Below are 21,515 nucleotides of genomic sequence, written 5' to 3' on the forward strand. Positions count from 1 at the left end.
GTGTTCAGATCCCGTGGGTTTGCAGCCAGAACTCCAGCAGGGCGGCCTGCCAGAGCTTCGAACCGCGAAGCGGCGTGATGTGGGTTTCCGGATCGCTGAACAGCCGGTCGAGATAGGCCGGCTGGAACAACGCGCGCTCCCGCGCGGCGGGCTGGTTCAGCACGTCGCGCACCAGTTCCAGATAGGGGCCGCGCAGGTATTTCAGCGCCGGAACGGGGAAATAGCCCTTGGGCCGGTCGATGACCTCGGAGGGGACGACCTTGCGCGCCGCCTCCTTCAGCACGTATTTGCCGCCGTCGCGCAGCTTCAGCTCCGGCGGGACGCGGGCGGCCAGCTCGACCAGATCGTGGTCGAGGAAGGGCACGCGTCCCTCCAGCCCCCAGGCCATGGTCATGTTGTCCACCCGCTTCACCGGGTCGTCGACCAGCATGACCGTGGTGTCGAGGCGAAGCGCCTTGTCCACCGGGCGGTCGGCGCCGGGCCGGGCGAAATGGGCGGCGACGAAGGCGCTCGCCGCGTCCTCGTCGGCCAGATACTGCGGGTTCAGTGCCTCGGCCATCTCCGCGCGGTTGCGGTCGAAAAAGACCTTGGCGTAGGTGGACAGCGGGTCGGTCGCCTCCATCATCGGCGGGTACCAATGGTAACCCGCGAAGATCTCGTCGGCGCCCTGACCGCTCTGCACCACCTTCACATGCTTGGAGACCTCCTGCGACAGCAGGAAGAAGCCGATGGCGTCGTGGCTGACCATCGGCTCCGACATCGCCCGCACGCAGTCCTGAAGGGCGGGCAGGGCGCGGGTGCTGTCGATGAACAGCTTGTGATGGTCGGTCTGGAAGCGCTGGGCGATCAGGTCGGAATACTGGAACTCGTCGCCCTTCTCCTGGCCCACCGTCTCGAAGCCGATGGAGAAGGTCTGCAGGCCGGTCTGCCCAGCCTCCGCCAGCAGGGCGACGATGACCGAGCTGTCCAGCCCGCCCGAGAGCAGCACGCCGACCGGCACGTCGGCGACCAGCCGCCGCTCCACAGCCTTGCGCAGCGTGGACAGAACGGCGTCCTGCCAGTCGTTCTCCGACATGCGCTCGTCGCCGGGCTGCGGGCCGAAGACCGGCTCCCAATAGGTTTCCTCGATGCGGCGCCCGTCCGGCTCCAGCGTCAGCAGCGTGGCCGGCGGCAGCTTGCGCACGCCTTTCAGGATGGTCCCCGGCGCCGGAACGACGGCGTGGAAGCTCATGTACTGGTAGAGACCCACCGGGTCGATCGCGGTGTCGATGTCGCCGCCGGCCAGCAGGGCGGGTAGGGTGGAGGCGAAACGCAGCCGCCCCGCCGTCTCGGACAGGTAGAGCGGCTTGATGCCCAGCCGGTCGCGGCCCAGCGTGACGCGCCCGCTGTCCCGTTCCCAGATGGCGAAGGCGAACATGCCGTAAAGCCGCTCGACGAAGCGGCGGCCCCAGGCGTGATAGGCTTTCAGCAGGACTTCGGTGTCGCCGTGCGAGAAGAAGCGGTAGCCCTTGGCTTCCAGCTCCGCCCGCAGTTCCGGATAATTGTAGATGCAGCCGTTGAAGACGATGCCGAGGCCCAGCTCGGGGTCGGTCATCGGCTGCTGCGCCGCTTCGGACAGGTCGATGATGCTCAGCCGTCGGTGGCCGAAGGCCATCCGGCCATGAGCGAAGACGCCTTGCCCGTCGGGGCCGCGCAACGCCAGGGCTTCGGTCATCGAGCCGACCGCAGACGCGGAGGCCGGGCGAGAATCGAAGCGGATTTCCCCGCTGATGCCGCACATTGTAAGAAATATCTCCGTATTCGAATGGACTGGACGCCGGCAAAAAACGCCTGAAACGGCGAAGGGCCGGCGCCACCCCTCAACAGGCGTGCAGCTTGATCGTCGCAAGGTTGGGGCCTGCCTTGCACAGGGTATCGGGGGTAGGGCGCGCCGAACGACGGGAGGGGCGCGGGCCGAAAACGGGGTATGCGGGTTACCCCATCGGGCCGGGATTGCCGCGCGGCCGGGGAAAGCCGGGGGGTGTGGCGCCGGGCGGCGCATTGGTGGGAATAGGCTTTTCGGGATTAACTCGTCTGCTCCTGAAAATGAGGATTAGACGTCTAATCGTGCAGCCGCCAATGCGGCGGCCAGTTTGCGGGCGGCGTGGCGCAGGGCGCCCGGCTCGTGGCCGGTGAATCCCAGCATCAGCGCCTGCAACGGTGGGGCGGCGATGTGCATCGGGCTGACCGGGCGGACGGCGATTCCGCGCTGGGCCGCCACCGCCTCCACGTCGCGATCCGACAGGGCTGGGCGTAGCCGGGCGATCAGCTTCATGCCCTGCTCCGGCACCTCCGCCTCCATCCAGGGGGAGAGATGGGCGCCGATGGCGTCGGCGAGCGCGTCCCGCGCGGTCGTGTAGCGGCGGCGCATGCGCCGCAGGTGCGGACCGAAGTGACCTTCTTCCAGGAAGTCGGTCACCACACCCGTGTAGAGCGTCGCCGGGTGCCAGTCGGTCAGGCGGCGCATCGTGAGCACCGGGTCCAGCAGCTCGGGCGGCAGCACGGCGTAGCCGAGCCTCAGGCCGGGGAACAGGACCTTGCTGAAGGTGCCGACATAGATGACCCGTCCGCCGCCGTCGATCCCCTGGAGCGAGGCGAGCGGACGGCCGGCGTAGCGGAACTCGCTGTCGTAATCGTCCTCCAGCACCCAGGCGCCGGCCGCCCGCGCCCAGGCCAGAAGCTCCATCCGCCGCGCCATCGACAGCACCACGCCCAGCGGGTAGTGGGAGGACGGGGTGACATAGGCCAGCCGGGCGTCCGGCGCCGCGGCGACGCCCGCTGCCACCTCCAAGCCCTGCCCATCGACGGGCAGCGGCACGACGCGCGCCCGCGCGGCCTCCAGGGCGGCGCGCACCGCGGGGTAGCAGGGGTCCTCCAGCCACACCGGATCGCCGGGCCGCAGCAGAACGCGCAGCACGAGGTCGATGGCCTGTTGGGCGCCGGCGGTGATCACCACTTGCTCGGGCTCGCAGCGCACCGCCCGCGCGGTTTGCAGATAGTGGGCAATGGCCTGCCGCAGCGCCGCCGGGCCGCCGGGCTCCCCATAGCCGAGCATCTCCGGGTCCGGCCGTTGCAGGTGCCGTAGGGTCAGGCTGCGCCAGATCCGCAGACTGCGCTCGTCCAGCGCGCAGCGTCCCGTGCTGAAGGGCAGGGTGCCGAAGGGGGTGGCCGATGGCAACGGGGAGGGGACGCGGCGGGGCGGCTCCGGCGGCGGACTCTCCAGCCCGTCCGGCAGGTCGCGGGACACGAAGCTGCCCGCCCCGACGCGCCCTTCGATGAAGCCCTCGGCCAGAAGCTGCTCATAGGCGGCGACCACCGTGTTGCGGGCGACGCCGAGCCGTTCGGCGAGGGCGCGCGTCGGTGGCAGCTTCCCGCCGGGCGGCAGGGCGCCGGACAGGATGGCCCGGCGCAGCTCCCGGTAGACCTGCCGCAGCAGCGGCTCGCCGCCCGTCCGGTCGATGGGCAGGAGCATGAGGTCGGACAGATCGGCGGGCATCGGATTGGTCCAGTCGACAAGGTCGGAATTGGCTCTCACGCCGGACCAATGGCTAGGCTCTAATGGCGTCGTTGTCCACCGCCGCGAAGAGAGTTCCGCGATGTCCGAGGCCGTTCCGTCCGACAGCTATCCCGTCACCGACCGCAACCGGGTGAAACGCCTGCACGAGCGGGGGCGCTACGACCGTGAATCCGTTCACGCCATCCTCGACGGGGCGATGATCGCGCACATCGCCTACGTGATCGACGGGCAGCCCTACTGCACCCCCACGGCCTTCTGGCGGGAGGGCGATCATCTCTATTGGCACGGCTCCTCGGCCAGCCGGATGCTGCGGGCGCAGCGCGACGGCCTGCCGGTCTGCCTGACCGTGACGCATCTCGACAGCCTCGTGTTAGCCCGCTGCGGGTTCAACCATTCGGCGGATTACCGGTCGGCCATATGCTTCGGCACCGCCCGCATCGTGGAGGAGCCGGAGGCCAAGGCCCGCGCGCTCGACGCCATGGTCGACCGCTTCTATCCGGGGCGCAGCGCCGAGCTGCGGGCCAGCACGGCGCAGGAGATCAAGGCGACCATGGTCGTCGGCATGGAGATCGAGGAGGCGAGCGCCAAGATCCGGAGCAAGGGCCTGTCCGACGAGGGGGAGGACATGGACCTGCCCGTCTACACCGCCCGCTACCCGGTGGTTCAGGTGATCGGCGCCGCAGAACCCTGTCCGCGGCTCCCCGCCGATACGCCGGTCCCGCCGGGGCTGGCGGGCTTCACCGCCGGCCGCCGGCTGGATGAGTTGATGCTGGAGAACCACCGCATCCGGTTCGGCGGGGAGTGACGCGCCCCTTCACCGCGTCCGGCTTCACCGCGTCCGGCGCCACTCGCCATCGATGGTGTAGGGCGCCGAGCGGCGGCGATGATGGGGCCGGTCGCCCTGCGGGGGCTGGCGGTCCAGATGCTCGGCCAGGATCGCCATGTTCTTGCGGTTGGCTTTCCAGAACACGTCGGCGATGTTGCCGGCGACCGGGACGGCGCTGATCAGGCTGTCCATCGCCACGTTGCCGACCATGCGCAGCAGCTTGCCGCGCGGCACGCCGAGCCTCCAGGCCTCGCGGATGAGATAGCCGGACACCGCCGTGGTGGCGAGGTTGCCGAAGCCGGGAACCAGGCCCAGCACCGCGTCGGCGCCGAAGGTGATGTTGGTGCCGGGCACGCGGACGGCGCTGTCCATCATCCGCGCCAGCCATTCCAACCGCCGGCGCGCCGCAAAATGCGCCGTCTCACCGTAAGCGGAACCGTACTGGAAAGAGGAAAAAGACGTATCGGTCATACGGACCCTCCAGAAGGGGACGGCTGCACCGTCCGCTCAAGTGAAGGGCTCCGACATCGCGGTCCGTACCAAGTGGACCGCCAGAGGGGCCCGGAGCCAGTCCCGCACAGATGGCCCGGTCGTCCCGCCCGCGCAAGACCCACCCGGTACATTTTCGTATGAGTACGGTGGATTTATCCCCGGTTTTCTGGCCCGGTCACAACAACATCAGGAACGCCGGCAGGCCACCCAGAACCGCGCCTTGGGACCCACCCCACAGAACGTCGCCCTGCTCCACCGACCGGCGCAGCGCCGGGTTGGTGCCGCGCAACTGGCACAGGGCGAAGATGGCGGCGTTCACGGCCCCGGCCAGGGCGAACCACAAGATCCAGGATGGCATGCCGCCGAGCCACACGGCGGGGGCGAGCATCAGGGCGGTGCGCCCGGTCCAGGACAGACCGCGGAAGACCAGCGCGTCCCATGACCAGCAGCCGGCTTGGCCGACCGGACCGAAGGGCAGGAGATGCTGTCCGATGAGCGTCGCCACGGCGGTCGCCGCACCGACCACCAGCGCCCGGTCCGCTGGCATGGCCAGCGACCACAGGGCGGTGCTGAGCAGGGTCGCCGGAACGCCCCAGAGCAGCAGGCGCGACAGCGCTCCCGTCTGACGGCTGAGCGCGCTGAGGAAGAAGCTGCCGAGCAGGGAGCAGGTGACGGTGAGCAGGACGGCGGCGAATAGCAGGTAGTCGATGACGAACTGTTCGGTCAGCATCACCATGGCCGCGCTCCCCCACCGGTTCTTTGTTCGTATTCCCCTCAATTACGGTGGGGCGTGAGGGGGCCTGCGTCAATGGAAATCACCCCTGCTTTTGGGGATGCCCTTCCCCCTCCAGTCCCGTCCGTCTCAGCAGGTCGAGAAACCGTTCCAGCACCAGATTGGGCTGTGCGCCCTTCTTGGTGACGGCCTGGAACTCCTGAGCGTAATGGAAGCGCTCCGGCAGCAGGGCGCGCATGGCCCCGCGCTCGACCCATTGCCGCGCGTAATGGGTGGGCAGGAAGCCGACGTAGCAGCCGGTCAGGATCAGGAAGGCCACGCCCTCGCGGTCGGTCGCGGTGGCGGTGGCGGTCAGCGCCTGCTGCACCCCCGCCGCCTCCGGCACCTGCTGCGCTTCGGTCGGGGCGACGGCGTCGGCGGCCTCCACCGCGGCGTCGGGCACCGTCTCCGCATCGAACAGCGGATGGCCGCGCCCGCAATAGAGACGTGACTCCTCCTGGTACAGCGGCAGACGGTCCAGGCCGGGCAGGGCGCGGCGCGCGGGCACGACACCGACATGCAGGCGCCCGTCCAGCACGCCGCGCTCAATCTCGTTGGGCGGGATCATGCGGATGTTCACCCGCACCTCCGGCCCCTGCTGCTTCAGGCCGCGCAGGGCGTCGGTCACGCGCATCTTCGGCATGGTGACGAGGTTGTCGGTGATGCCGATGTTCAATTCGCCGCGCAGCCGCCCGTGCGCCGCGTTGATCTCGCTGCGGAAGCTCTCCAGCCCGGCGAACAGGCGCAGCGCCGCCTCGTAGGCCATGCGCCCCTCGTCGGTCAGCAGGAAACCCGCCCGCCCGCGTCGGCACAGCCGCAGCCCCAGCCGCCGTTCCAGATCGGCCATGTGCAGGCTGATGGCGGCGCGGCTGATGTTCAGCTCCACCTCCGCCGCGGAAAAACCGCCGCACTCCACAACCGTCTTGAAGACGCGCAGCAGGCGCAGGTCGGCGTCGTTGAGGCCGCTCAGGGGGCGGGCGGGCTTGGTCACGGATAGGTAAGCCAACGCTTGCGTAAGGTTTGAATGGTTTGGATTTAACCGCAACCAAGCCTCCGCGCACACTGTTTTCCGAGACGATCCCTGACGCCCACCCCAGCCAGCAGGAGTGCCGCCCGATGCCGCCGTTGGAAGAGAGCCAGAAAGCCGGAACCGCCCCAACCGCCGGGCTGACGCGCGAGGAGCTGGACGCCCACTGGATGCCCTTCACGGCGAACCGCGAATTCAAGGCGAACCCGCGCCTGATCGCCCGCGCCGAGGGCGCTTGGTACTGGGACGCCGAGGGGCGGAAGATCTACGACAGCCTGTCCGGCCTGTGGTGCTGCGGCGCCGGGCACGGCCGCCGCGAAATCAGCGAGGCGGTGGCCCGCCAGCTCGCCGAGCTGGACTACAGCCCGGCCTTCCAGTTCGGCCACCCCGCCGCCTTCAAGCTGGCGCACAAGCTGGCCTCGATGACGCCGGCCGGGCTGGACCATGTGTTCTTCGTCAATTCCGGGTCGGAGGCCACCGACACGGCGCTGAAGATGGCGCGGGCCTACTGGCGGCTGAAGGGCCAGCCGGCCAAGACCAAGCTGATCGGCCGGTCCAAGGGCTACCACGGCGTCAATTTCGGCGGCATCAGCGTGGGCGGCATCGGCGGAAACCGCAAGCTGTTCGGCTCGGGCGTCGAGGCCGATCATCTGCCGCACACGCTGCTGCCCCAGAACACCTTCACCAAGGGCCTGCCGGAGCAGGGCGCCGAACTGGCCGACGCGCTGGAGGAGCTGGTCGCCCTGCACGACGCCTCCAACATCGCCGCGGTGATCGTGGAGCCGCTGGCCGGATCGGCGGGCGTGCTGCCGCCGCCCAAGGGCTACCTGCAGCGGCTGCGCGCACTGTGCGACAAGCACAACATCCTGCTGATCTTCGACGAAGTCATCACCGGCTTCGGTCGCATGGGCGCCGCCTTCGGCGCCGACGCCTTCGGGGTGGTACCGGACATCATGAACGTCGCCAAGGGCCTGACCAACGGCGCGGTGCCGATGGGCGCGGTGGTCGCCAGCCGTGAGATCTACCAGACCTTCATGGACAACGGCGGCGCCGACTACATGGTCGAATTCCCGCACGGCTACACCTACTCCGCCCACCCCGTCGCCTGCGCCGCCGGCCTCGCGGCGCTGGAGCTGTTCGAGCAGGACAAGCTGGCCGAGAAGGCGGCGGATCTGGCTCCGCATTTCGAGACGGTGCTGCACGGGCTGAAGGGGCTGAAGCACGTCACCGACATCCGCAACTACGGGCTTGCCGGCGCGGTGCAGATCGCGGCCCTGCCGGGCGAGCCGGCCCGCCGCCCCTACGAGATCGCCATGACGTGCTGGAAGGCGGGCTTCTACGTTCGCTTCGGCGGCGACACGCTGCAGTTCGGTCCGCATTTCATCAGCGAGCGCGAGGATCTCGACCGGCTGATGAACGCCGTTTCTGACGCCATCCAGGCGACCGCCTGAGCCATCGACGGAGGACAATGGAGAAGGCCATGACCCTGGTTCCGCATCTCATCGGCGGCACGGCCGACGCCCCCGCCGACAGCCGCAGCGCCGACATCGTGAACCCGGCCACCGGTGAAACCGTGGGCCGCGTCCCGCTCGCCGGCCGCGCCACCGTGGAATCGGCCATCGCCGCCGCTGAGGGCGCCTTCCCGGCGTGGCGGGCGACGCCGCCGGGCAAGCGGGCGCGGGTCATGTTCCGCTTCCGGCAACTGCTGGAGGACAACGCCGACCGCATCTGCGCGGCGATCACGCGGGAGCACGGCAAGACGCTGGAGGACGCCCGCGGCGAGCTGACCCGCGGCATCGAGAACGTCGAATACGCCTGCGGCATCGCCGATCTGCTGAAGGGTGAGCATTCCAAGAATGTCGGGCCGGGCATCGACAGCTGGTCGGAGTTCCAGCCGCTGGGCGTCGTGGCGGGCATCACGCCCTTCAACTTCCCGGCGATGGTCCCGCTGTGGATGTTTCCGGTCGCCGTGGCCTGCGGCAACAGCTTCATCCTGAAGCCGTCGGAGCGCGACCCCAGCGCCTCCCTGCTTGTCGCGCAGCTGGCCCAGGAGGCGGGCCTGCCGCCGGGCGTGCTGAACGTTGTCCACGGTGACAAGGAGGCGGTGGACACGCTGCTGACCGACCCCCGTGTCCAGGCGGTCAGCTTCGTCGGCTCCACGCCGGTCGCCGAATATGTCTACGCCACCGGCACCGCCCATGGGAAACGGGTGCAGGCGCTGGGTGGGGCCAAGAACCACGCCATCGTCATGCCCGACGCCGACCTCGACAACGCGGTCAGCGCGATCATGGGGGCGGCCTACGGCTCCTGCGGGGAGCGCTGCATGGCGATCTCCGTGGTCGTCGCGGTGGGCGATGCGACTGCCGACCGCGTGGTGGCGATGCTGGCGGAGCAGGTGCGCGGCCTCAAGGTGGGGGCGGGGACCGGCACCGGCTGCGACATGGGTCCGCTGGTCACCCGCGCCCATTTCGAGAAGGTGAAGGGGTACGTGGACCAGGGCGTCGCCGAAGGGGCCGAACTGGTGGTCGACGGCCGCGGGCTGGTGGTGCCGGGCCACGAGGGCGGCTTCTTCCTCGGCGGCTGCCTGTTCGACCGGGTGACGCCGGAGATGAGAATCTACAGGGAGGAGATCTTCGGCCCGGTCCTCTGCGTCGTGCGCGTAGCGACGATGCAGGAGGGCATGGACCTGATCGACGCCCACGAATACGGCAACGGCACCTGCCTGTTCACCCGCGACGGCGAGGCCGCGCGCTACTTCACCGACGCGATCAAGGTCGGCATGGTCGGCGTCAACGTGCCGCTGCCGGTGCCGGTGTCCTACCACAGCTTCGGCGGCTGGAAGCGGTCGCTGTTCGGCGATCTGGCGGCCTACGGGCCGGACGGCGTGCGCTTCTATACCCGGCGCAAGACGATCACCCAGCGCTGGCCGGCGGGCGGCGTGCGCGAAGGCGCGCAGTTCTCCTTCCCATCGATGAAGTGAGCGGAGCGTATCTCGCTCTCCTCCCCCGGAGCAGGGGCGACCGTTCCCATCGCCCCTTCCCCCCGGCATATACGGCGTCTATACGACAGACCCTCTTCCGCCCCCCTCGAATTTATACGCGCATCGGGCGCAGCCTGATCGTGCCGGACACAGCCGTGCCGGCATCCGATCCACGCTGACGCGCGCCCGGCTCCTCCCGGGTGCGCCCCGGAGGCAACCATGCTGGACATCATCGCGCTGGCGATCACCGCGGCCTTCTTCGCCGCGTCCATCGCCTATGTGCACGCCTGCGACCGCTTGTGAGGGAGGGCGGGCCATGATCGTCGATTACGCGCTCGGCGGCCTCGTCGCCGCCGGGCTGCTGGGCTACCTCGTGTATGCCCTGATCCGCCCCGAACGGTTCTGAGGAGACTCCCATGACCGTCAGCGGCTGGATACACATCCTGCTCTTCGCCGCCCTCGTGGCCACCGTGGCGCGCCCGCTCGGCGGCTACATGACGCGGCTGTTCAACGGGGAGCGCACGCTGCTCTCGCCGCTGCTCGGCCCCGTCGAGCGCGGGCTCTACCGGCTGGCCGGGGTGGACGCGAAGGCGGAGCAGCATTGGGTGACCTACGCCGTCGCCATGCTGCTGTTCAACGTCGCCGGGCTGCTGCTGCTCTACGCGCTGCAACGCCTGCAGGGCGTCCTGCCCCTGAACCCCACGGGCGTGGCGGCGGTCCCCGCCGACCTCGCCTTCAACACCGCCGCCAGCTTCGTCACCAACACGAACTGGCAGAATTACGGCGGCGAAAGCACGATGAGCCATCTCGTGCAGATGGCCGGGCTGACCGTGCAGAACTTCGTGTCGGCGGCGACCGGCATCGCGCTGGCCGTGGCGCTGGTCCGCGGCTTCACCCGCAGCGGGGCGCGGACGGTCGGCAATATCTGGACCGACCTGACCCGAGCTACGCTCTACCTGCTGCTGCCGCTCAGCCTGCTCTACGCGCTGTTCCTGGTCTGGCAGGGCGTGCCGCAGACTCTGGCCGGGACGGTGGACGCCACCACGCTCGAAGGCGTCAAGCAGACCATCGCGCTCGGCCCCGTCGCCTCGCAGGAGGCGATCAAGATGCTGGGCACCAACGGCGGCGGCTTCTTCAACGCCAACTCCGCCCATCCCTTCGAGAATCCGAACGCCCTGACCAATCTGGTGCAGATGCTGTCGATCTTCGCCATCGGCGCCGGGCTGACCAACCTGTTCGGGCGCATGGCCGGAGACGAGCGGCAGGGCTGGGCCATCCTGGCCGCCATGGGCCTGCTGTTCGTCATCGGCGTCGCCGCCGTCTATTGGGCGGAAGCGCAGGGCAACCCGGCCTTCGCCGCCCTCGGGCTGGACAACGCTGCAGGCAACATGGAGGGCAAGGAGACCCGCTTCGGCATCGCCATGAGCGCCCTGTTCGCCGCGGTGACCACGGCGGCCTCCTGCGGGGCGGTCAACGCCATGCACGACAGCTTCATGCCGCTGGGCGGCATGGTGCCGATGGTCAACATGATGCTGGGCGAGATCATCGTCGGCGGCGTCGGGGCCGGTCTCTACGGCATGCTGCTGTTCGCCATCGTCACCATGTTCGTCGCCGGGCTGATGGTCGGGCGCACGCCGGAGTATCTCGGGAAAAAGCTTGAGGCGAAGGAGGTCAAGATGACCATGCTCGCCGTGCTCTGCCTGCCCTTGATGATGCTGGGCGGCACCGCCTTCGCCGTGGTGCTGGACAGCGGCCTCGCCGCGCTCGCCAACGCCGGGCCGCACGGCTTCTCGGAGGCGCTCTACGCCTACGTCTCGGCGGCGGCCAACAACGGCAGCGCCTTCGGCGGGCTGTCGGGCAACACGCTCTGGTACAACCTGACGCTGGCCGCCGGGATGCTGGTGGGCCGCTTCCTGGTCATCGTGCCGATGCTGGCGGTCGCCGGCTCGCTCGCCGCCAAGACGCGCAGCGCGGCGTCGGCCGGCACCTTCCCGACCCACGGCGGCCTGTTCGTCGGGCTGCTGGCCGGGGTCATCCTGATCGTCGGCGGCCTGACCTTCTTCCCGGCGCTCGCCCTCGGCCCGGTGGCCGAGCATCTGGCGATGCGCGCCGGCCTCCTCTTCTGACCGGGGACCATCCATGGACACCCATTCGAAAACCGCCACCCGGACTCCGGCCTCCACCCTGCTGGACCCGGCCATCCTGCTGCCCGCCGTTGCCGGCTCCGTCCGCAAACTCGACCCCCGGCTGATGGCCCGCAACCCGGTGATGTTCTGCGTGGAGGTGGTGGCGGCGCTGACCACGCTGCTGTTCCTGCGCGACCTGCTGACGGGCACCGGGCTGACGGGGACCGGAAACATCGGCTTCTCCCTGCAGATCGTGCTGTGGCTGTGGTTCACCCTGCTCTTCGCCAACTTCGCGGAGGCGGTGGCGGAGGGCCGCGGCAAGGCCCAGGCGGCCAGCCTGCGCCGCACCCGCACGGAGACCACCGCCAAGCGGCTGTCCGACAACGGGGATTGGCTGCCCGTCCCGGCCACCGCGCTCAAGCCCGGCGATCTCGTTCTGGTGGAGGCGGGCGACCTCATCCCCTCCGACGGCGAGGTGGTGGAAGGTGTGGCCAGCGTCAACGAGGCGGCGATCACCGGCGAATCCGCCCCGGTCGTCCGCGAGTCCGGCGGCGACCGCTCCGCGGTGACCGGCGGCACGCAGGTGATCTCCGACTGGATCAAGGTGCGGATCACCGCCGCCCAGGGCAACACCTTCCTCGACCGCATGATCGGGCTGGTCGAGGGCGCGCAGCGGCAGAAGACGCCCAACGAGATCGCGCTGAACATCCTGCTGGCCGGCATGACCGTCATCTTCGTCATCGCCGTGGCGACCATCCCCAGCTTCGCCGCCTACGCCGGCGGGTCGGTCGGGGTGCTGGTGCTGGCGGCGCTGTTCGTCACGCTGATCCCGACCACCATCGGCGCGCTGCTGTCGGCCATCGGCATCGCCGGTATGGACCGTCTGGTCCGCTTCAACGTGCTGGCCATGTCGGGCCGGGCGGTGGAGGCGGCGGGCGACGTGGACACGCTTCTGCTCGACAAGACCGGCACGATCACGCTGGGCAACCGTCAGGCGGCGGAGTTCCTGCCGATCTCCGGCGTGGCCGACCGCGATCTGGCCGACTCCGCCCAGCTCGCCTCGCTGGCCGACGAGACGCCGGAGGGCCGCTCCATCGTCGTCCTGGCGAAGGAGAATTACGGCATCCGCGCCCGCGACATGGCCGGGCTGCACGCCCGGTTCGTGCCCTTCACCGCCCAGACGCGGCTGAGCGGCATCGACAGCGACGGCGTGACCATCCGCAAAGGCGCCGTGGACGCCGTGCTCGCCCATGTGCGGGTGCTCGGTGCGGGCGCCGCCCACCAGGGCAACACCGTCACCGCGCTGCGCCCCGATCCCGGCCTGGAGGCGGCGGTGCGCGAGGTGCAGGCCATCGCGGAGCGCGTCGCCAAGTCCGGCGGTACGCCGCTGGCCGTCGCCCGCGACGGCAGGCTGCTGGGCGTCATCCACCTGAAGGACATCGTCAAGGGCGGCATCCGGGAGCGCTTCGCGGCGCTGCGCCAGATGGGCATCAAGACGGTGATGATCACCGGCGACAACGCCATGACCGCCGCCGCCATCGCCGCGGAGGCCGGGGTGGACGATTTCCTGGCGCAGGCGACGCCCGAGATGAAGCTGCAGCTGATCCGCGACGAGCAGGCGCGGGGCAAGCTGGTCGCCATGTGCGGCGACGGCACCAACGACGCCCCGGCGCTGGCCCAGGCCGACGTCGGCGTGGCGATGAACACCGGCACCGTCGCGGCGCGCGAGGCCGGCAACATGGTCGACCTGGACAGCGACCCGACCAAGCTGATCGAGATCGTGGAGATCGGCAAGCAGCTGCTGATGACCCGCGGCGCCCTGACCACCTTCTCCATCGCCAACGACGTGGCGAAGTATTTCGCCATCATCCCCGCCATGTTCCTGGCCTTCTACCCGCAGTTGGGCGCCTTGAACGTGATGGGGCTGGCCAGCCCGGAGAGCGCCATCCTGTCGGCGATCATCTTCAACGCGCTGATCATCGTGGCGCTGATCCCGCTGGCGCTGCGCGGCGTCGCCTACCGCGCGGTGGGGGCGGCGCGGCTGCTGCGCCGGAACCTGCTGATCTACGGGCTGGGCGGCCTGATCGTGCCCTTCGTCGGGATCAAGCTGATCGACCTGCTCGTCACCGCCATCGGACTCGTGTGAGAACCCCGCCATGCTCAAGGAACTGCGTCCCGCCCTCGTCATGGTCGCCGCGCTGACCGTGGTGACCGGGCTGATCTACCCGCTGGCCGTCACCGGCATCGCCCAGGCCGTCTTCCCGCACCAGGCCAACGGCAGCCTGATCGAGCGGGACGGGAGGGTCGTCGGCTCCGCCCTGATCGGCCAGGGCTTCACCGGGGAGGGCTATTTCCACGGGCGGCCCTCCGCCACGCTGGGGCCGGACCCGGCCGACCCGTCGAAGAGCGTGCCGGCGCCCTACAACGCCGCGGCCTCCGGCGGCTCCAACCTCGGCCCGACCGCCCAGGTGCTGGCCGACCGCGTGCGCGACGAGACGGAGCGGCTGAAGGCGGAAAATCCGGAAACCCCGGTGCCGGTCGAGCTGGTGACGACCTCGGCCAGCGGCCTCGACCCGCATCTGTCGCCCGCCGCCGCCGATTTCCAGGTCCCCCGCATCGCCCGCGCCCGCGGGCTCACGGAGGCCCAGGTCCGCTCCCTGGTCACCCGGAACACGGAGCCCTCGCCGCTGGGACCGCTGGGGGAGCCGGTGGTCAACGTGCTGCGGCTCAATCTCGCCCTCGACGCCGCCACGGCGACGCATTAGCTGAAGGTCAACAGGCGGCCTGTTCCTTTTCCTGCGCCGGCGGGGGAGGGGAGGGGCCGCCGATCCGTTCCGAAAGCCGCCCCCATATGCCGAACGACCGAACCGCCGCTGCTGCCCGGCCTTCGCCCGAAGCGCTCCTGCGCGAAGCGGCGCGGGAGGGGCGCGGACGGCTGAAGCTGTTCCTGGGGGCGGCCCCCGGCGTCGGCAAAACCTACGAGATGCTGCTGACCGCCCAGGCCAAGCGGCGCGACGGGGTGGACGTGGTGGTCGGCGTGGTGGAGACCCATAGCCGGCGCGAGACCGAGGCGCTGCTCGCCGGGCTGGAGGTCGTCCCCCGCCGCAAGATCGACTACAAGGGGCGCCGGCTCGACGAGATGGACCTCGACGCCATCCTCGCCCGCCGACCCGCCATCGTGCTGGTGGACGAACTGGCCCACACGAACGCCCCCGGCAGCCGCCACGCCAAGCGCTACCTCGACGTGGAGGAGATCCTCGCCGCCGGGATCGACGTCTACACCACCATGAACATCCAGCATGTGGAGAGCCTGAACGACGTCGTCGCCCGGATCACCCGCGTCCGTGTGCGCGAGACGGTGCCGGATTCCATCCTCGACCGCGCCGACGACATCGAGGTCATCGACATCACGCCGGACGACCTGATCCAGCGGCTGAAGGACGGCAAGGTCTATGTCCCGCGCACCGCCGAGCGGGCGATCCGCCATTACTTCTCCCCCGGCAACCTGACGGCGCTGCGCGAGCTGGCGTTGCGCCGCACCGCCCAGCGGGTGGACGAGCAATTGCTGACCCATATGCAGGCCCACGCCATCGCCGGTCCCTGGGCGGCGGGGGAGCGGCTGCTGGTCTGCGTGAACGAGGACCCGGCCTGCGCCGCCGTCGTCCGCTACGCCCGCCGTCAGGCGGAGCGGCTGCGCGCCCATTGGACCGCGCTGCATGTCGAGACGCCGCGCAGCCTGCGCCTGAGCGAGGCCGAGCGGGACCGCATCGCCGACGCGCTGCGGCTGGTCGAGAAGCTGGGCGGCGAGGCGGTGACCATCCCCGGCGGCGACGTCGCCGGCACGGTGATCGAGTATGCGCGGACCAACAACGTCGCGCACATCGTCATCGCCAAGTCCCACCGCGGCCCCTGGGCGGAGCTGCTGCGCAGCTCCATCGCCTTCCGGCTGATCCGGCAGGCCGGCGGCATCAGTGTCCACGTCATCGCCGACGACGCCGAGGAGCCGATCCCGCCCAAGACGGTGCGCACCGCGGTCCCACGGCGACCGGCGCTGTCCTGGTGGCCCTACGCCGCCGCCACCGGCTATGTCGCGCTGGCGCTGGGCGTCGGGGAGGTGCTTCAGCAGGTGCTCGCCGTCAGCAACGTCGCGCTGGTCTTCCTGACGGCGGTGCTGAGCAGCGCGGTGACCGGCGGGCTGGGGCCGTCGCTCTACGCCTGCGTCGCCAGCATCCTGGCCTTCAACTATTTCTTCCTGAATCCGCTCTACACCTTTTCCATCGCCGATCCGGAAAACATCGTCGCGCTGTTCTTCTTCGCGGTGGTCGCGGTGATCGCCAGCAACCTGACCGCCCGCGTGCGCGCCCAGGCGGTCACCGCCCGGCTGCGCGCCAAGACGACCGAGGACCTCTACGGCTTCAGCCGCAAGCTGGCCGGGGTGGTCACCATGGACGACCTGCTGTGGGCGACCGCCCACCAGATCGCGGCGATGCTGAAGGTGCATGTGGTCCTGCTGCTGCCCAGCGGCGACACGGTGTCCGTCCGCGCCGGCTACCCGCCGGAGGACGAACTGCGCGAGGCCGACCTCGCCGCCGCCGTCTGGGCGTGGGAGAACAACCGGCCCGCCGGGCGCGGCTCGGACACGCTGCCCGGAGCCAAATGGCTGTTCCTTCCCCTGCGCACCGGGCGCGGCCCGGTCGGGGTGGTCGGCATCGACACCGACACCGCCCGCACCGGCAAGCCCGGCGCCCTGCTGACCCCCGACCAGCGCCGGCTGCTCGACGCGCTGACCGATCAGGCAGCACTCGCCATCGAGCGGGTCACGCTGGCGGAGGACGTGGACCGCGCCCGTCTGGCCGCCGAGACGGAGCGGTTGCGCTCGGCCCTGCTCACCTCGATCTCCCACGACCTGCGGACCCCGCTGGCCTCCATCCTGGGGTCGGCGACCAGCCTGACCGCCTACGGCGCCGGGATGGACGAGGCGTCGCGCCGCGACCTCGCCGCCACCATCCAGGAGGAGGCGGAGCGGCTGAACCGCTTCATCGCCAACCTGCTGGACATGACGCGCCTGGAGTCGGGGGCGATCCGCCCGCGCACCGGCCCGGTCGATCTGGCCGAGACGGTGGGAAGCGCGCTGGGGCGGGCGGGCCGCATCCTGGCCGGGCACCGGGTGGACGTCGATCTGGCCGCCGACCTGCCGATGCTGGAGGCGGACGACGTGCTGTTCGAACAGGTTCTCTTCAATCTGCTGGACAACGCGGCCAAATACGCGCCAACAGGCTCGCTGATCCAGGTCGGCGCGTTGCGGGAGGATGGTCGGGTGCGCATCGAGGTGCGGGACGAGGGCGACGGCATCCCGGCGGCGGATGTCGAGCGCATCTTCGACAAATTCTACCGCGTCCAGGCCCAGGACCGGCAGCGCGCCGGGACCGGGCTGGGGCTGGCAATCTGCCGCGGCTTCGTCGAGGCGATGGGCGGCACCATCGCCGCTGGCAACCGCAAGGACCGCTCCGGCGCCGTCTTCACCCTGACCATGCCCGCCGCCGCGGCTCTGCCCGGCCTCGAGGAGCCCGGCCTTGAGGAGGAGGGGACGCCATGAGGTCGGACTCCCTGCCGCTGCGCGTCCTGGTCGTCGACGACGAACCGCCGATCCGCCGCTTCCTGCGCACCACCCTGACCGCCCAGGGCTACGACATCGCCGAGGCGGAGGACGGGGCGGGCGCTCTGGAGGCGGTGCGGCGGCGCCCGCCGGACCTGCTGGTGCTCGACCTCGGCCTGCCGGACATCGGCGGGCTTGAGGTGATCCGCCGCCTGCGCGCCGACGGGGTGGCCGCCCCGATCATCGTGCTGTCCAGCCGCGCCGACGAGGCGGGCAAGGTGGAGGCGCTGGACCTCGGCGCCGACGACTACGTGACCAAGCCCTTCGGCATGGACGAACTTCTCGCCCGCATCCGCGCCGCCCTGCGCCACCGCCTGCAGCAGCAGGGGGAGCGCCCGCTGTTCCGCAGCGGCGACCTCGCCGTCGATCTGGTCCGGCGGATCGTGACGGTCCGCGGCGCCGAGGTGAAGCTGTCGCCCCGCGAATACGACCTGCTGCGCCTGCTGGTCGCCCATGCCGGCAAGGTGCTGACCCACCGCTTCATCCTGAAGGAGGTCTGGGGCGCCGACACCGACGTGCAGTATCTGCGAATCTACATCCGCCAGCTCCGCCAGAAGATCGAAGCGGAGCCGGAGCGCCCCCTGCACATCCTGACCGAAACCGGCGTCGGCTACCGGCTGCGCGCGCCCGACTGATCCCGCCTCCACATCCGTTGCAACCCACCGCTGCACGCTAAACCTGCTGCGCCATGCTTCGATTCGTGCGACAGAAGCCCCAGGGCCGCTGTTTCAGGCGCAAGCCCCAAGAAATGAGATGACCGCACACCGCCATTGAGCCCACCCACAGCCTTCGAAAGATTTTATATGGAAAGCGTCGATCTCTGGTCGCAGCTCACCGCCCTTGGGCAGGTGGTCGCCATCGACCTCGTTCTGGCCGGCGACAACGCCATCGTGGTCGGCATGGCCGCCGCCGCCGTTCCCATGGAGCAGCGCCGCAAGGTGATCGTCTGGGGCATCGGCGCCGCTATCATCCTGCGCATCTTCTTCGCCCTGATCACCACCCAGCTTCTCGCCATCATCGGGCTGACCCTGGCCGGCGGCGTGCTGCTGCTGTGGGTCTGCTGGAAGATGTTCCGCGAACTGCACTCCGGAGGGGCGGACGAAGTGACGCCCGACGAGGCGTTGGCCGGGACCGGGGACGGCTCCGGAGACGCCGCGGTCGGTGTGGCGGTGGCGACGACCACCTTCGGGGCCGCGGTCTGGCAGATCGTGGTGGCGGACGTGTCGATGTCGCTCGACAACGTGCTGGCGGTGGCCGGCGCGGCCAAGGACCATCCGACGGTCCTGGTCATCGGCCTTCTGCTCTCCGTCGTGCTGATGGGTGCTGCGGCCAACATGATCGCGCATGTGCTGCACAAGCACCGCTGGATCGGCTGGATCGGCCTTGCCATCATCACCTACGTGGCGCTCGACATGATCTGGCGCGGCGGCAACGAGGTTCTGGCCCAGGCCCACCTGATCTGATGTCCCATCTGCTCTGACAATCGAAAAACCCCCGCCTTCCGGCGGGGGTTTTTCTTCAGGCGCCCGTGCCCTCCAGCAGCGCCCGCAAATCCTCCCGGCGCTGGACCGTCCGCACCCCCAGCGTGCCGTCGCGGCCCCGGATCGACACGTCCCGGCGCTCCAGATGGTCCAGCCGCCGGAGCCCCGCCAGTTCGGCGGCCGCGTCGGAAAAGACCACGGTGGCACCCAGCGTCTTGGTCATCTCCTCCAGCCTTGCGGCGACGTTGCCGGTGTCGCCGATGAACTGCAGCGATCCGTCCTCCGAGCAGGCCACCGCCCCGACCACGGCGAGGCCGGAATGCACCCCCGCCCCGAAGGCCAGCGGTTGGTCCAGCTCCTCCGCGAGGTCGCGGCTCAGCACCTCGATGTCGCGCCACAGGTCGGCGGTGGCGCGCAACGCGCTGGCCGCCGCCGCCGCGGGGTCCTGCTCGTTGGCGAACATGCCCATCACCCCGTCGCCGGCGATGGCGATGACGTAGCCGCCGTGCCGCCGGATCGCGTCGGTGACGACCTGGACGTAGCGGGTGACGATGAACAGCGCGTCGAAGGGCAGCCGCTCCGCGGCCAGCGAGGTCGATCCCCGCAAATCCACGAACAGCGCGGTGATCGCCAGCTCCCGCCCGCTGTCCATGGGGGCGGTGACGGCGAAGGTTCGCCCATTGTCCCGCGCCGACAGCAGCGGCGTCACCGACAGCGGCGCCACCGGGCGAAGCTGGCAAGCCAGCCGGACGGCGCGCGGCGCCTTCATCCGATCCAGCACCGCCCGTTCCGTGGCGTTGGGCGGCGGCAGGGCGTCCGCCCCCTCGGTCACCCGGATGCGGCAGGTCGAGCAGCGCCCCCGCCCGCCGCACAGCGCGGTGTGCGGGACGCCGTTGGCCCGGCTGGCCTCCAGCACGGAGGTCCCGCGCGGGACGGTCACCGTGCGCCCGCCGGGATAGGCGATGCGGACGGGACTGGTCGCCCGCGCCCGCCAATTGCGGTATTGCCGCAGCCCGAGCGTCCCGACCAGCAGCAGGACGTAGGTGTTGAACACGCCGCCGCTGATCGACGCCAGCGCGGCGCGGTTCTCCGCCTCCGGCGTGCCGGCGGGGGGCGGGCGGAACTGCTCCAGATAGGCGGGGTCGGCGGCGGCCCGACGCTCGGCGTCCCAGCCGGCGTTGACGATCCCGGCCAGCGCCAGCAAGGGCAGGAGCATGGCGAAGGCGCCGAGCAGCGAGGCGAGGCGCCGGTACCAGGGCTTGACCATCAGCCAGCCCCGCACCCCGATGCAGCCGTGTATCCACACGATCACCAGCAGCAGGAGCTGGCGCCACAGCAGGGTTTCCGGCGCGGTGATCCAGTAGAGGACGATCGCCCGCGGGTAGGTCAGCGGGTCGTTGTAGAGGTCGTCCGACAGCATCCCCGCCATGCCGTGGGAGATCAGCAGGAGCGGGATGCACAGCCCCAGCCCCAGCTGCCACGCCTCCCCGGCGGGCATGCGCAGGTGGCGCCGCCGGTACAGCGCCCACAGACCCAGCCCGGCGTGGGTGACGAAGGAGCCGGCGAGGAGCGCCTGTCCCGGCGGCGTGTCCCAGACCCACAGCAGGGTGCGCCGCGCCACCTCCATCCCCGGAAGCAGCAGCAGCCCGGCGGCGTGGGCGAGGAAATGGGTGATGACGAAGGTGAACAGCGTCAGGCCGGTGAACAGGCGCAACGGGCGTTCGATCCGGCGTTTCATGAACGGGTCCCGGTCATGAACGGTTCCGGGCGGCGGATGGGACGGTCGTCATGTCGGTCGGCGGACTCGGGCTGTGGTTCTCGGCTTCGGCGTGGCGTCCCCCGGCATCCTATGAGATCATCCCGCGCCATGCCACAGCCCGACACCCATTCCCGTCCATGAGGCGCCGGACCGAAACGCTGGCCGGTGCGGCGCTGTTCCGCTCCCTGTCCCCCGACGAGTTGCGGGCGCTGGAGGACCGCTGCGTCTGGCGCCGGGTGGAGGCCGGGCAATGGATCATCGATTTCGAGGATGAGGGCACCGACGTCTTCGTCGTCGCCGCCGGTCTGGTTCGGGTGACCATCCGCGCGATCTCCGGGCGGACGGTGATCCTGCGCGACATCCCCGCCGGGGAATTCTTCGGGGAGCTGGCGGCCATCGACGGTAAGGCCCGCTCCGCCGGCATCGTCGCCGTGACCAATGCCACGGTCGCCTGCATGCCCGCCCCGCTGTTCCGCGACTGCGTCCACCGCCACCCCGACATCTGCGACCAGGTGATGGTCCTGTTGGCCGGGGAGATCCGGAAGCTCGCCACGCGGGTGAACGAGTTCAACACGCTGGACGTGCGCCACCGCATCTACGCCGAGCTGCTGCGGCTGGCCCGGCCGGACGGGCGGGGGGAGCACAGCGCGACCATCTCCCCGCCGCCGCCCCACGCCGACCTCGCCGCCCGCGTCAGCACCCGGCGCGAGGCGGTCTCGCGGGAGCTGAGCGCCCTGGAGCGCGACGGGCTGCTGGAAAAGCGGCGGGGGGCGCTGGTCCTTCTCGACACCCGCCGCCTGCGGGAGCGGGTCCGGCAGGCGGCGGAGGAGGATTGACGGC

17 protein-coding genes are annotated in these 21,515 nt (G+C 70.3%); 11 read left to right on the plus strand and 6 right to left on the minus strand.

Going from position 1 to position 21,515, the window contains the following annotated elements:
• Window positions 1-4: 4 nt before the first annotated feature.
• Together AC1DVI_RS18330 and pdxR are read right to left on the minus strand one after the other, a co-directional pair.
• Entirely contained in the window at window positions 5-1,780 is a 1,776-nt protein-coding gene (locus AC1DVI_RS18330) for an N-acetylglutaminylglutamine amidotransferase (protein ID WP_476959180.1), read from the minus strand.
• A gap of 312 nt (window positions 1,781-2,092) precedes the next feature.
• On the minus strand, window positions 2,093-3,535 hold the full coding sequence (gene pdxR / locus AC1DVI_RS18335; RefSeq protein ID WP_476959181.1) for a MocR-like pyridoxine biosynthesis transcription factor PdxR: 1,443 nt from the start codon (window positions 3,533-3,535) through the stop codon (window positions 2,093-2,095).
• 100 nt (window positions 3,536-3,635) lie between these two features.
• Between pdxR and AC1DVI_RS18340 the strand changes: the two genes are divergently transcribed.
• Window positions 3,636-4,361, plus strand: coding sequence for a pyridoxamine 5'-phosphate oxidase family protein (locus tag AC1DVI_RS18340; RefSeq protein WP_476959182.1), 726 nt, complete (start codon window positions 3,636-3,638; stop codon window positions 4,359-4,361).
• Window positions 4,362-4,385: 24 nt separating this feature from the next.
• Here the strand turns inward: AC1DVI_RS18340 and AC1DVI_RS18345 are convergent, their stop codons facing one another.
• The 3 genes from AC1DVI_RS18345 to AC1DVI_RS18355 form a co-directional block, all read right to left on the minus strand.
• The gene (locus AC1DVI_RS18345) at window positions 4,386-4,853 is read right to left on the minus strand and encodes a DUF4112 domain-containing protein (RefSeq protein WP_476959183.1); all 468 of its coding nucleotides are present in this window, start codon (window positions 4,851-4,853) and stop codon (window positions 4,386-4,388) included.
• A gap of 196 nt (window positions 4,854-5,049) precedes the next feature.
• Window positions 5,050-5,610: a hypothetical protein gene (locus AC1DVI_RS18350; RefSeq protein WP_149167274.1), complete on the minus strand. Its 561-nt coding sequence runs from the start codon at window positions 5,608-5,610 to the stop codon at window positions 5,050-5,052.
• Between the two features lie 79 nt (window positions 5,611-5,689).
• Window positions 5,690-6,637 (minus strand): LysR family transcriptional regulator, encoded by a 948-nt coding sequence (locus AC1DVI_RS18355; RefSeq protein ID WP_476959184.1) that lies wholly within the window; start codon window positions 6,635-6,637, stop codon window positions 5,690-5,692.
• A gap of 125 nt (window positions 6,638-6,762) precedes the next feature.
• Here AC1DVI_RS18355 and aptA point away from each other — a divergent pair, with 125 nt between their 5' ends.
• The 9 genes from aptA (at window position 6,763) to AC1DVI_RS18400 (ending at window position 18,898) form a co-directional block, all read left to right on the plus strand.
• Window positions 6,763-8,124 (plus strand): omega-aminotransferase AptA, encoded by a 1,362-nt coding sequence (aptA, locus tag AC1DVI_RS18360; RefSeq protein WP_476959185.1) that lies wholly within the window; start codon window positions 6,763-6,765, stop codon window positions 8,122-8,124.
• Between the two features lie 29 nt (window positions 8,125-8,153).
• The gene (locus AC1DVI_RS18365) at window positions 8,154-9,653 is read left to right on the plus strand and encodes a CoA-acylating methylmalonate-semialdehyde dehydrogenase (RefSeq protein WP_476959186.1); all 1,500 of its coding nucleotides are present in this window, start codon (window positions 8,154-8,156) and stop codon (window positions 9,651-9,653) included.
• Window positions 9,654-9,969: 316 nt separating this feature from the next.
• On the plus strand, window positions 9,970-10,059 hold the full coding sequence (locus tag AC1DVI_RS18370; RefSeq protein ID WP_035680142.1) for a K(+)-transporting ATPase subunit F: 90 nt from the start codon (window positions 9,970-9,972) through the stop codon (window positions 10,057-10,059).
• Between the two features lie 10 nt (window positions 10,060-10,069).
• Window positions 10,070-11,779, plus strand: coding sequence for a potassium-transporting ATPase subunit KdpA (gene kdpA / locus AC1DVI_RS18375; RefSeq protein WP_476959187.1), 1,710 nt, complete (start codon window positions 10,070-10,072; stop codon window positions 11,777-11,779).
• 13 nt (window positions 11,780-11,792) lie between these two features.
• On the plus strand, window positions 11,793-13,925 hold the full coding sequence (gene kdpB, locus AC1DVI_RS18380; protein WP_476959188.1) for a potassium-transporting ATPase subunit KdpB: 2,133 nt from the start codon (window positions 11,793-11,795) through the stop codon (window positions 13,923-13,925).
• 10 nt (window positions 13,926-13,935) lie between these two features.
• A complete protein-coding gene (locus tag AC1DVI_RS18385; RefSeq protein ID WP_476959189.1) occupies window positions 13,936-14,544 on the plus strand; it encodes a K(+)-transporting ATPase subunit C in 609 nt (202 codons plus the stop codon).
• Between the two features lie 86 nt (window positions 14,545-14,630).
• Window positions 14,631-17,375, plus strand: a complete 2,745-nt coding sequence (locus AC1DVI_RS18390) for a DUF4118 domain-containing protein (protein WP_476959190.1) — start codon at window positions 14,631-14,633, stop codon at window positions 17,373-17,375.
• A complete protein-coding gene (locus tag AC1DVI_RS18395; protein WP_476959191.1) occupies window positions 17,372-18,070 on the plus strand; it encodes a response regulator in 699 nt (232 codons plus the stop codon). The genes AC1DVI_RS18390 and AC1DVI_RS18395 overlap by 4 nt, the downstream gene beginning before the upstream one ends.
• Before the next feature lie 168 nt (window positions 18,071-18,238).
• Window positions 18,239-18,898, plus strand: coding sequence for a TerC family protein (locus AC1DVI_RS18400; RefSeq protein WP_476959192.1), 660 nt, complete (start codon window positions 18,239-18,241; stop codon window positions 18,896-18,898).
• A 55-nt stretch (window positions 18,899-18,953) separates the two neighbouring features.
• Here the strand turns inward: AC1DVI_RS18400 and AC1DVI_RS18405 are convergent, their stop codons facing one another.
• Window positions 18,954-20,654 (minus strand): adenylate/guanylate cyclase domain-containing protein, encoded by a 1,701-nt coding sequence (locus AC1DVI_RS18405; protein WP_476959193.1) that lies wholly within the window; start codon window positions 20,652-20,654, stop codon window positions 18,954-18,956.
• Window positions 20,655-20,812: 158 nt separating this feature from the next.
• Between AC1DVI_RS18405 and AC1DVI_RS18410 the strand changes: the two genes are divergently transcribed.
• Complete coding sequence (locus tag AC1DVI_RS18410) at window positions 20,813-21,511, plus strand: Crp/Fnr family transcriptional regulator (RefSeq protein WP_476959194.1); 699 nt, start codon at window positions 20,813-20,815, stop codon at window positions 21,509-21,511.
• The last annotated feature ends 4 nt before the right edge of the window (window positions 21,512-21,515 follow it).

This window comes from Azospirillum sp. P4_B5, from assembly GCF_056402275.1.

Bases quoted from the DNA above. Each gene is read 5' to 3' on its own strand.
- AC1DVI_RS18400 (WP_476959192.1), top strand. From the start codon at position 18,239: ATGGAAAGCGTCGATCTCTGGTCGCAGCTCACCGCCCTTGGGCAGGTG.
- AC1DVI_RS18345 (WP_476959183.1), bottom strand. From the start codon at position 4,853: ATGACCGATACGTCTTTTTCCTCTTTCCAGTACGGTTCCGCTTACGGT.
- AC1DVI_RS18365 (WP_476959186.1), top strand. From the start codon at position 8,154: ATGACCCTGGTTCCGCATCTCATCGGCGGCACGGCCGACGCCCCCGCC.
- AC1DVI_RS18390 (WP_476959190.1), top strand. From the start codon at position 14,631: ATGCCGAACGACCGAACCGCCGCTGCTGCCCGGCCTTCGCCCGAAGCG.
- AC1DVI_RS18405 (WP_476959193.1), bottom strand. From the start codon at position 20,654: ATGAAACGCCGGATCGAACGCCCGTTGCGCCTGTTCACCGGCCTGACG.
- kdpA (WP_476959187.1), top strand. From the start codon at position 10,070: ATGACCGTCAGCGGCTGGATACACATCCTGCTCTTCGCCGCCCTCGTG.
- AC1DVI_RS18330 (WP_476959180.1), bottom strand. From the start codon at position 1,780: ATGTGCGGCATCAGCGGGGAAATCCGCTTCGATTCTCGCCCGGCCTCC.
- AC1DVI_RS18410 (WP_476959194.1), top strand. From the start codon at position 20,813: ATGAGGCGCCGGACCGAAACGCTGGCCGGTGCGGCGCTGTTCCGCTCC.
- AC1DVI_RS18395 (WP_476959191.1), top strand. From the start codon at position 17,372: ATGAGGTCGGACTCCCTGCCGCTGCGCGTCCTGGTCGTCGACGACGAA.
- AC1DVI_RS18340 (WP_476959182.1), top strand. From the start codon at position 3,636: ATGTCCGAGGCCGTTCCGTCCGACAGCTATCCCGTCACCGACCGCAAC.
- AC1DVI_RS18385 (WP_476959189.1), top strand. From the start codon at position 13,936: ATGCTCAAGGAACTGCGTCCCGCCCTCGTCATGGTCGCCGCGCTGACC.
- AC1DVI_RS18370 (WP_035680142.1), top strand. From the start codon at position 9,970: ATGATCGTCGATTACGCGCTCGGCGGCCTCGTCGCCGCCGGGCTGCTG.
- aptA (WP_476959185.1), top strand. From the start codon at position 6,763: ATGCCGCCGTTGGAAGAGAGCCAGAAAGCCGGAACCGCCCCAACCGCC.
- AC1DVI_RS18350 (WP_149167274.1), bottom strand. From the start codon at position 5,610: ATGGTGATGCTGACCGAACAGTTCGTCATCGACTACCTGCTATTCGCC.
- kdpB (WP_476959188.1), top strand. From the start codon at position 11,793: ATGGACACCCATTCGAAAACCGCCACCCGGACTCCGGCCTCCACCCTG.
- pdxR (WP_476959181.1), bottom strand. From the start codon at position 3,535: ATGCCCGCCGATCTGTCCGACCTCATGCTCCTGCCCATCGACCGGACG.